The following is an 8293-nucleotide window of genomic DNA, read 5'->3' on the forward strand; positions in this document are numbered from 1 at the left end:
CCGATCCAACGCCCTTCCTTCCTCCGAATTTCAGGAGTCAATCGTGTCCCGTTTCATCCATGTCGCACTTGGCCAGCTGGGCCCGATCGCACGCGCCGATTCGCGCGTGCAGGTGGTCGCCCGGCTGTGCGAAATGATGCGCGAAGCCCATGCCTGCGGCGCGCACCTGATCGTCTACCCCGAACTGGCGCTGACCACGTTCTTCCCGCGCTGGTATATGGACAGCGATGGGGAAATCAACAGCTTCTTTGAACGCGAGATGCCGAGTGCCGACACGCTGCCGCTGTTCGCGCTGTCGCGTGAGCTCGGCGTGGGCTTCTATCTCGGCTATGCGGAACTGGCCAACGAGAACGGGCGCGAGGTTCGCTACAACACCTCGATCCTGGTTGACCGCAGCGGCACCATCGTCGGCAAATACCGCAAGGTGCATCTGCCCGGCCACTACGAGCACGAACCATGGCGCCGCTTCCAGCATCTGGAGAAGCGTTACTTCACTCCCGGTAACCGCTTTGGCGTCACCGAGGCCTTCGGTGGCAAGATCGGCATGGCCATCTGCAACGACCGGCGCTGGGCCGAGACCTATCGCGTGATGGGCCTGCAAGGGGTGGAGATGGTGCTGATCGGGTACAACACGCCGGTGCACAACGCGCCGGCACCCGCGCACGACGACCTGTCGCTGTTCCACAACCAGCTTTCGATGCAGGCGGGCGCCTACCAGAACGGCACCTGGGTGGTCGGCGTGGCAAAGGCTGGGATCGAGGAAGGTGTCGACAGCATTGGCGGCAGCTGCATCATCGCGCCATCCGGCGAAGTGGTTGCGAGCTGCATCACCAAGGGCGACGAAGTGGCAATCGCACGCTGCGACCTCGACTTCTGCGCGCCATACAAGCGCACCACCTTCAACTTCGACCTGCACCGGCAGCCGCACGCCTACGGCATGATCATCGAGCGCAGGGGCGAAACGCTGCGCGCCGATGGGTCGCCGCTTGGCTAACGGAGCTGAACAGACCAAGCGACGTCCACCGGGTTGCTGAGGCAGGATGATGGACGCGACACGCGACGAGCGGGCTCGGGGAACGGAAGCCCGGCGTAGCAGTGGCCGGCAGCATGTCAATCAACGTGGCGCCCGCAGGGCGTCATCCAGGCCCTTGCTCCTGTCTTCGCTGTCAGGGACGTCACCCCTTCTGCCGTGAATGTAAGTAAAGATGCTACTTTTGGAGAGCGTGCAAAAGTTGGGGAGGCCGATTTCGTCAGGTGCCCTGGCTTGCGGCGAGGATGTCACGGTTAATTCTGTTCGTTGGCCGGTGCCGGTTTGGCGATGCTGGCCCGATGCATTTGCTGTGACGCGAGGCGGCGATCTTGAGCGCCGAGATGCGGTCGGGTGAGAGTTCCCCGTTCAAGACCGCGACCCTGACCTGCACCATGCAGTGCGCCCCTTCGTCCGTCCAGCGCATCTGTCGCTTCTTGGCCATCCGATGGCTGACGACCTGGTTCACCGCGGACTCCGCGATGCTACTGCTAATCGGCAGGCCCTTTCGATACCGAGCGCCGTAGTTGACCAACGTAGGCGCGTTGTTCCTCAGGGGTACCAGCAGACTTTATCCAGGTTCCACCACAGCGTGCTGAATTCATACCCCGTCCTCGTCAGGAGTCGGGCGTCCAATGCCTTGATGCGCTCCAACGCTTTGCGGCCCTTGCCATGCCAGACCAGCCACTTGGCGTGAGTGATCTCCGGCTTCCACCGACTCCCGTTCCAGCGAGTCGATCGTCTTGCTGCCGAACACAGAACGTTGCGCCCCCTTGAACTTCATCGCGATGTGGAACCAATCGAGGACCGGTTGCCGCCTGCGCGGCGTCTACTGTGGTCGGCGATGTCTGCAGCAGCGTGTTGAACGCGGTGGCCCGGCGCCCCGGCAGCTTGCCGTCGCGGGTAACGACCTCGATGTCCGCCGGCACGACCGCTTCGATCGCCCTTGCAAACACGGCACGAGCGCTTCCTGGCTGACCCGCAACCGGCCGCGCGCTGGGTGCTGGCCGGCAGCAAGAAGCTCGCACGCAACCACCCCGACTGGCGCCCGTTTGCGGGGCCGCTGTCGCCCGCCAGCGTGCGCCACGCCCTGGTCATCCTGAATGCGCTGTTTGCCTGGCTGACCGAGGCCGGCTACCTGGCCGGCAACCCGCTCGCGCTGGCCCGGCGCCGGCGCGCCCCCAGCCGGCCACGGATCACGCGCTACCTGAGCCACGAGCTGTGGGCGACCGTCAAGGAAACCGTCGAGGCGATGCCGGTAGGCACCGAGCGCGAGCGGCTGCATGCGGCGCGCTGCCGCTGGGTGCTGACGGTGCTCTACCTGGGCGGGCAGCGGGCCGCCGAGGTGACAGGCACCCCCATGGAGGCGTTCTTCTGTCGGCGCGACGGCTCGGGCATGGAGCGCTGGTGGTTGGAGGTCACCGGCAAGGGCAACAAGACCCGGCTGGTGCCGGCCTAGCTGGTCGCCGAACTGGCGCGCTACCGCCGCGCCCACGGGCTGGCGCCTACCCCGCAGCCTGGGGAAACGCGCCCGCTGCTGCTGCCGGTGATCGGCCGTGAGACAGGTCGCGACAAGGCCCTGTCGCGCGGGGCGCTGCACCTGATTTTGAAGGAGGTGTTCGGCATGGCCGCCGGGCGCCTGCGGGCGCGCGGGTCCGAGTGGGAGGGTCCGGCCGCAGTGCTGGCCAGCGCCTCGGCCCACTGGCTGCGCCACACCGCCGGCTCACACATGACCGACCAGCAGGTCGACCTGCGCTATGTGCGGGACAATTTTGGCCATGCCTCGATCGCGACCACCAGCGGCTACCTGCACAGCGAAGAGGATGCGCGGCACGAGGCCACACAGGAGCGGCATCGGATCGGCTGGACCAGCAAGACGTAGGCGCGCGATCATGCCAATCCATGGCCTTTGCACACGGATATGAGCCGCACATGCGGCTCAGCACAGAATACGCGGCTGCTAAAATCGCTCCACGCGATCCACCATCGCCAGACTGCAACGGCGTTTTCCGCTAGCCTTTCCGAAGAACCCGGCGCCCAAGGTGCCGCTCAAGATCGGCATCTTCGAGGATCTCCTCCCGCATGCCCAGGAGCTTGCCCTCACGGAGGCCGAATTGCGCGAGGCGATCAAGACCTGGTGCCGCGGCGCCCGCTACTGGGCCTGCCTCATCGAAGGCGCATCGCGGATGGATCTGGCCGGCCAGGAGGCGGGGCAGGTTCACCCGGAGGATGCAAAACGGGCGCAGCAACTGCAAGCGAGGCGTTCGCCGGGGGCACCATCCAAATCGGCGAAGGCGTCGCACCCCGTGGATGCGGCTCGATAGGTTGAAGTTTTGGCATGGACAGCCGGCTCAGCGAAGGCGCACAGCAATCCATCTCCGCGCCACGGCACCTGGGGGCGCGCTTATCCCACGCGGCATTTTTTCCGACCTCGGCTGAGTCAGACCCCGCTGGCTTCGCACATCGGCGACTCCGAACTTTGCCGCCGATGCTGACCACGAACGCCAGGATGGCAGCCTGACTAAGGAGGCTAATCCCACGCTGCCAGCTCGCCGGTCTTGGACGCATGGGCCGCAGCCTCTTCGAGCCAAGGTGCCTGCACCTTGGGCACGACCAGCATCGTCAAACCCAGTCCGTCCAGTACACGCAGGACGTGCTCGAGATTGACGCCCTTGCCATTTTCTAGATTGGACAGCATGCCGACAGAAACACCGCAATGCCTCGCCGCTTGGTCTACGGGCATCCCTTCCCCTGCCCGGGTGGCTCGGATGCGGTCACCCAGTTGCTGAATGGTGCGAATCGTCGCGCGCGATGGGGGCGTTGTTGATCAAAGACGTTGGAAAATGTGTCGCTTTGCAGACCTTATGGGTTCTGCTAGCAAAATTGCTCAGCACAGACGATGGCAGAGCATATTCTCCTCAAGAGTCCCTCCAGGATGCGCGGTGTGGTTAGCCCATCCGACAAACCTGAGGCAAGGATCCTGATCGCCGACGATCTGGAGGCCGATGTCCGTTTGCTCGAGCAGATGCTGCGCGGGCCGGCTACGTTTGCGTCGTCTTAAAATGGATCTGCGTGTGGTTTGCGAGCTTTGAAGCCAGAACCGCTACGATCTGATCGTGCTAGATCTCCCGATGTCCGGCAGGGATGGGGTCCAGGTGATGGAAGACCTAAAGGAAGTCGAGGCAGACCGCTACCTTGCTGTGATCGTGCTCACCGCCCTACTTGATCGCAAGTTGCCCGCACTACAAGGTGCGAAGGACATTTTCCCCTTGGTACGTCATGTCATGCCGGTGCACCAGGCCCGCAAGGAATTCGTGCGGATCGTCGAACCGGCCGCCTTGGCGGTATTCCTCGCCTCCGACCACTCTGCCTCGATGACCGCGACGGCGCTGGCCATGAACGGCGGCTGGATCAGGCACTGAGGGAGCGAGACATGTCTACCAACCCCGGAACACGCCACGCAGGCGGCGCCAAGGCCCCCGTAAAGCCCATCACGCTCGCATTGCAGGGCGGGGGTGCCCATGGCGCCTTTGCCTGGGGCGTACTTGACCGCCTGCTCGAGGACGAACGGCTCGCCATTGAAGGCATCAGCGCCACCAGCGCCGGTGCAATGAATGCCGCGGTACTCGCCTACGGTTTACTCCAGGGTGGGCCGCCTTGCGCTCGCACCGCGCTGCACAACTTCTGGCGAGACGTTTCCAGCACCGCGCAGATCTGCAGCCCGTTCCGCAAACTGCCGTGGGAGACTTGGCTGCATAGGGGTTATGGGCTCGACAGCTCGCCGATGTACGTGCTGACGGACCTGTTGCTGCGCGTACTCTCACCCTACGATTTCAATCCTTTCAACTTCAACCCGCTGCGCGACGTTCTTGCCCGCCATGTCGATTTCGACGCCCTGAGCCGACATTGCCCGATCCAGCTCTATCTGTGCGCGACCAATGTCGAAACCGGCAGTTTGCGCGTGTTCTCGCGCGGGGAAGTCTGTCTGAAGGCGGTGCTGGCCTCGGCCTGCCTGCCGTCCCTGTTCCGGGCCGTGGAGATTGACGGCCAACACTACTGGGACGGGGGCTACGTCGGCAACCCCGCCATCTTCCCGCTGATCTATAACTGCGGCACGCGGGATGTGGTGATCGTCCATATCAACCCGATCGTTCGCAAGGGCGTCCCGAAGACCGCGATGGAGATTCTCAATCGCATTAACGAAGTCAGCTTCAATTCCTCGTTGATCCGCGAGCTGCGTGCGATCAGCTTCATCACCACCCTGATCCAGGACGACAAGGTGGACCGGACCGAGATGAAGGAAATGCTTATCCACTCGATCGGCTCGGACCAGACCATGACGGCGCTCGGCGTTTCCAGCAAGTTTAATGCGGACTGGGACTTTCTCTGCTACCTACGCACCCAAGGGCGCGATCAGGCCGAGCACTGGCTGGCACAGAACTACAGCGCGATCGGCGAACGGTGCAGCGTCGATTTGCGCAAGGAATTCCTTTAACGAGTGCTCACGTCTACGAAGCTGTTGGTGCAAATTCGTGGAACCAGGGAGACCCGGATCATGACTACCGCCAAGCAAACCGAACTTGTCTGGCATGTGGATTCGAACAAGTCGGCGTCAACGGCGTCCGTGTGACCGCGAAACAGCAATTCTTCCACCGCGATTATGCGATTGAACTTGCTTGCTGCTTACGGTGGCGCGATTCTCTGCGCACTCGCAATTCAAGCTATCTCCTTGTACCGGATGCGCCTACCAGTCACCCTGTCTACAGTGAACCCAAGGTCGAATTGCGAATGCCAGATTGGCTCACGGCCATACCGACTGGAGGTGTGACGCGGCAGACCACCGCAATCCCAGACACAGATTTCCGATATCTGGCAGGCCACGCAAGCGGACCGTGTGCTGCAGAAGCTCGACCAGGAGGACAGCGCTCATCTTGCAGGCCTCTTGATGGATGCATTGCGCAGCATTGCTCCAAACGTTTCCAACGCAGCGCTGTCTGCGTTTTCTCAACTGACGATGATCCTCATCGCGGCCGCCGTCCGCCACGCCATCACCCTGCAACCGAGGGAAGGCCGCCGGCTCCTCGCGTTGTTCAAGCGGACTTTGCCGAAGGATCTGTCGATGCTCGAAACATGGCGGCCATCCGTCCTGCTTGGCAGCGTGATCCGGCGTAACATGTCCATTTTGCGCCGTGGCGCGATATTTCCTCGTAGTTGTGTCTCTTCGGAGGTTGGATGATGAGCAGCTTGGCAGACGAAGTGCTTGAGGCGCACGGCGGCGTTGAACGCTGGAACCGCTTCAATGAAGTGACGGCAACTATCGTGACCGGTGGCGGACTCTGGGCAATGAAGGGCCTGGTTCAAGACCCGGCACCGCGTACCATGACGGTATCGCTGCACGAAGAGCGCGCTTCGGTGACACCATTTGGCGAATCAAACTGGCGTACCGCATTCGAGCCGGGACGTATCGCCATCGAGACGACCAGCGGAGAAATGGTGAAGGAACTCAGGGACCCGCGGCGCAGCTTCGATGGCCATGTCATCGACTCCCCATGGAATCCGTTGCAGCGCGCCTATTTCAACGGTTACGCGCTCTGGACCTATCTGACCACGCCGTTCCTGATCGCCCTGCCCGGCTTTGAAGTCACCGAAATCAAACCATGGCGCGAGGGCTCAGAGACATGGCGGGGATTGCGGGTACGTTTTCCAGCCAATATTGAAAGCCATTGCGAACTGCAGGATTTCTACTTTGGCGACGACAGGCTTGTTCGTCGGCATGACTATCATGTCGACATCGCGGGCGGCTTTGCGGCGGCCCAGTACCTCTCTGACCACATCACCGCGGATGGCATCGTCCTTCCGTCGCGACGTCGGGCCTATATGCGCAACGAAGACCTGTCCGCCGACCACAGCCGGCTGATGGTCGCCATCGATCTTAGCAATGTGCGGTTCAGTTAAGGCAACGCATTGAGCAGCACGTACTGGAGTACTGGATGTCGCCACCCCATACAGAACGATGGAGGTCTGTGCATATGCTTCACCGATCAGTGCCATCGCTGCAAGCGACTACTCCATGCCAGCCGGTTAGTAGTAGGCTCGGTTCGTTCGTTCGTTAGGGCATTGCTTTCGGACCAATTTGCTGCACCTTCAAAAATACTGCGCACCAATCCTCGCCCTTGGTAAATATGCCATGACCCATCCGATGCTGTGACCGACGCGCATCAGGAGCGATGATGCGCGACGGCCAGCGACGTGGGGTGCGCGAACTAGCGACGGTGCTTAGAGGTTGTCGCGCGGCGTCACGACGCCCTGGCTCCCCGTGTTCAGTGAGAGCGGCGTGCCTTGCCGGATCACACCTGACGGCGATCGCGCTGAGTGGCTATGGACGCCCGGACGATATCCGCCGGTCGGTGCACGCAGGCTTTGATGCGCACTTGACCAAGCCAGTTTCGCTCGATGCGCTGCTGAGTGCCATCAACGAGCCACGCGGCGGGTAGCCGGCGCCGCGCAGAGCCAGGGCTGCTCGCGCGCACCGCTTGGCTTTCCGCGCCGTATTTACACGCAACATTGCAATAATCTTCCTATCGGCGCACCGTGACCGGCGACAATGCCCCCGCTGCCGTTGAAACGTTTGTTGCGTCTGTCATAACGAGCGTGCAAACGCGATCAACAACGGCAGCTCCAGTCAGCATCCTCCGTGCGCATTCCACGACGGGGCGTGGATCGCTGACTTATTATCATGACCACCACATTTCACAACAGCGCCGGAGCGGTTTTAACCTCGGCACCCATGGAAGTCTCGGATACCAGCCCTGTGTATCAGTCGCGACACCAACCTTTGAACCCTTCGAAATCTGCGCAACCGTCACGGCCGCGGCAGTTGAAGCGACCAACCGTATTCCTGGAGACATTGCTCGCCACGCGGATGGAACTGCTGAGCCGCGAACGGCCATGGCCGCCCCATACTCTCGCGCAGCGGCAGGCAGTGCTGCTGCATGCATGGGCGAACCAGCCACAAGGCCAGTTCGAGCACGGTCGGTGCAGCGGACGACATCATTGGTTCCTTGGATGCGGCTTTCGCCAAAGCGGCCGCGGGCCAACGCGTGGAAGCTGCGCTGGAACTCAAGCGCGCCTATTACCTGGTTTGCTGCGTGGTCTCGGCCGGCACACGCGCTCCCTAGCAGGCTGTTGAAAAGCACTCCGCCATGAAGGGCGCAGTGCAGCTAAACACGACTCGACATGCGAATGGCCGCTGCATTCCTACCATGC

Annotated in this window: 8 protein-coding genes and 2 pseudogenes; 7 read left to right on the top strand and 3 right to left on the bottom strand. The window is 62.2% G+C overall.

The window, feature by feature from the left end; genetic code table 11:
- Positions 1 to 43: 43 nt before the first annotated feature.
- The gene (locus ACW4E8_RS39570) at positions 44 to 994 is read left to right on the top strand and encodes an N-carbamoyl-D-amino-acid hydrolase (protein ID WP_456809452.1); all 951 of its coding nucleotides are present in this window, start codon (positions 44 to 46) and stop codon (positions 992 to 994) included.
- Positions 995 to 1385: 391 nt separating this feature from the next.
- On the opposite strand, the pseudogene ACW4E8_RS39575 reads toward ACW4E8_RS39570, so the two are convergent.
- Positions 1386 to 1559: pseudogene (locus ACW4E8_RS39575) on the bottom strand (ISKra4-like element ISBte2 family transposase); the annotation flags it as partial.
- 426 nt (positions 1560 to 1985) lie between these two features.
- Between ACW4E8_RS39575 and ACW4E8_RS39580 the strand changes: the two are divergent.
- Positions 1986 to 2909: pseudogene (locus ACW4E8_RS39580) on the top strand (tyrosine-type recombinase/integrase); the annotation flags it as partial.
- A 112-nt stretch (positions 2910 to 3021) separates the two neighbouring features.
- Positions 3022 to 3351 (top strand): ProQ/FinO family protein, encoded by a 330-nt coding sequence (locus tag ACW4E8_RS39585; protein ID WP_456809458.1) that lies wholly within the window; start codon positions 3022 to 3024, stop codon positions 3349 to 3351.
- A 206-nt stretch (positions 3352 to 3557) separates the two neighbouring features.
- Here ACW4E8_RS39585 and ACW4E8_RS39590 read toward each other — a convergent pair whose 3' ends face one another.
- Positions 3558 to 3827: a helix-turn-helix domain-containing protein gene (locus ACW4E8_RS39590; RefSeq protein ID WP_456809459.1), complete on the bottom strand. Its 270-nt coding sequence runs from the start codon at positions 3825 to 3827 to the stop codon at positions 3558 to 3560.
- A gap of 358 nt (positions 3828 to 4185) precedes the next feature.
- Between ACW4E8_RS39590 and ACW4E8_RS39595 the strand changes: the two genes are divergently transcribed.
- The 4 genes from ACW4E8_RS39595 (at position 4186) to ACW4E8_RS39610 (ending at position 6982) form a co-directional block, all read left to right on the top strand.
- Complete coding sequence (locus tag ACW4E8_RS39595) at positions 4186 to 4449, top strand: hypothetical protein (protein ID WP_456809453.1); 264 nt, start codon at positions 4186 to 4188, stop codon at positions 4447 to 4449.
- Positions 4450 to 4460: 11 nt separating this feature from the next.
- Positions 4461 to 5522: a patatin-like phospholipase family protein gene (locus tag ACW4E8_RS39600; protein WP_456809454.1), complete on the top strand. Its 1062-nt coding sequence runs from the start codon at positions 4461 to 4463 to the stop codon at positions 5520 to 5522.
- 372 nt (positions 5523 to 5894) lie between these two features.
- The gene (locus ACW4E8_RS39605) at positions 5895 to 6263 is read left to right on the top strand and encodes a hypothetical protein (RefSeq protein WP_456809460.1); all 369 of its coding nucleotides are present in this window, start codon (positions 5895 to 5897) and stop codon (positions 6261 to 6263) included.
- Positions 6260 to 6982: a hypothetical protein gene (locus ACW4E8_RS39610; RefSeq protein ID WP_456809455.1), complete on the top strand. Its 723-nt coding sequence runs from the start codon at positions 6260 to 6262 to the stop codon at positions 6980 to 6982. The genes ACW4E8_RS39605 and ACW4E8_RS39610 overlap by 4 nt, the downstream gene beginning before the upstream one ends.
- A gap of 907 nt (positions 6983 to 7889) precedes the next feature.
- On the opposite strand, the gene ACW4E8_RS39615 is transcribed toward ACW4E8_RS39610, so the two are convergent.
- Entirely contained in the window at positions 7890 to 8081 is a 192-nt protein-coding gene (locus ACW4E8_RS39615; protein WP_456809456.1) for a hypothetical protein, read from the bottom strand.
- Between the last annotated feature and the right edge of the window lie 212 nt (positions 8082 to 8293).

The organism is Cupriavidus sp. CP313, assembly GCF_054072015.1.

Excerpts from the sequence above, each read along its gene's own strand:
- ACW4E8_RS39610 (WP_456809455.1), top strand. The coding sequence starts at position 6,260 with ATGATGAGCAGCTTGGCAGACGAAGTGCTTGAGGCGCACGGCGGCGTT.
- ACW4E8_RS39615 (WP_456809456.1), bottom strand. The coding sequence starts at position 8,081 with ATGATGTCGTCCGCTGCACCGACCGTGCTCGAACTGGCCTTGTGGCTG.
- ACW4E8_RS39595 (WP_456809453.1), top strand. The coding sequence starts at position 4,186 with ATGGAAGACCTAAAGGAAGTCGAGGCAGACCGCTACCTTGCTGTGATC.
- ACW4E8_RS39600 (WP_456809454.1), top strand. The coding sequence starts at position 4,461 with ATGTCTACCAACCCCGGAACACGCCACGCAGGCGGCGCCAAGGCCCCC.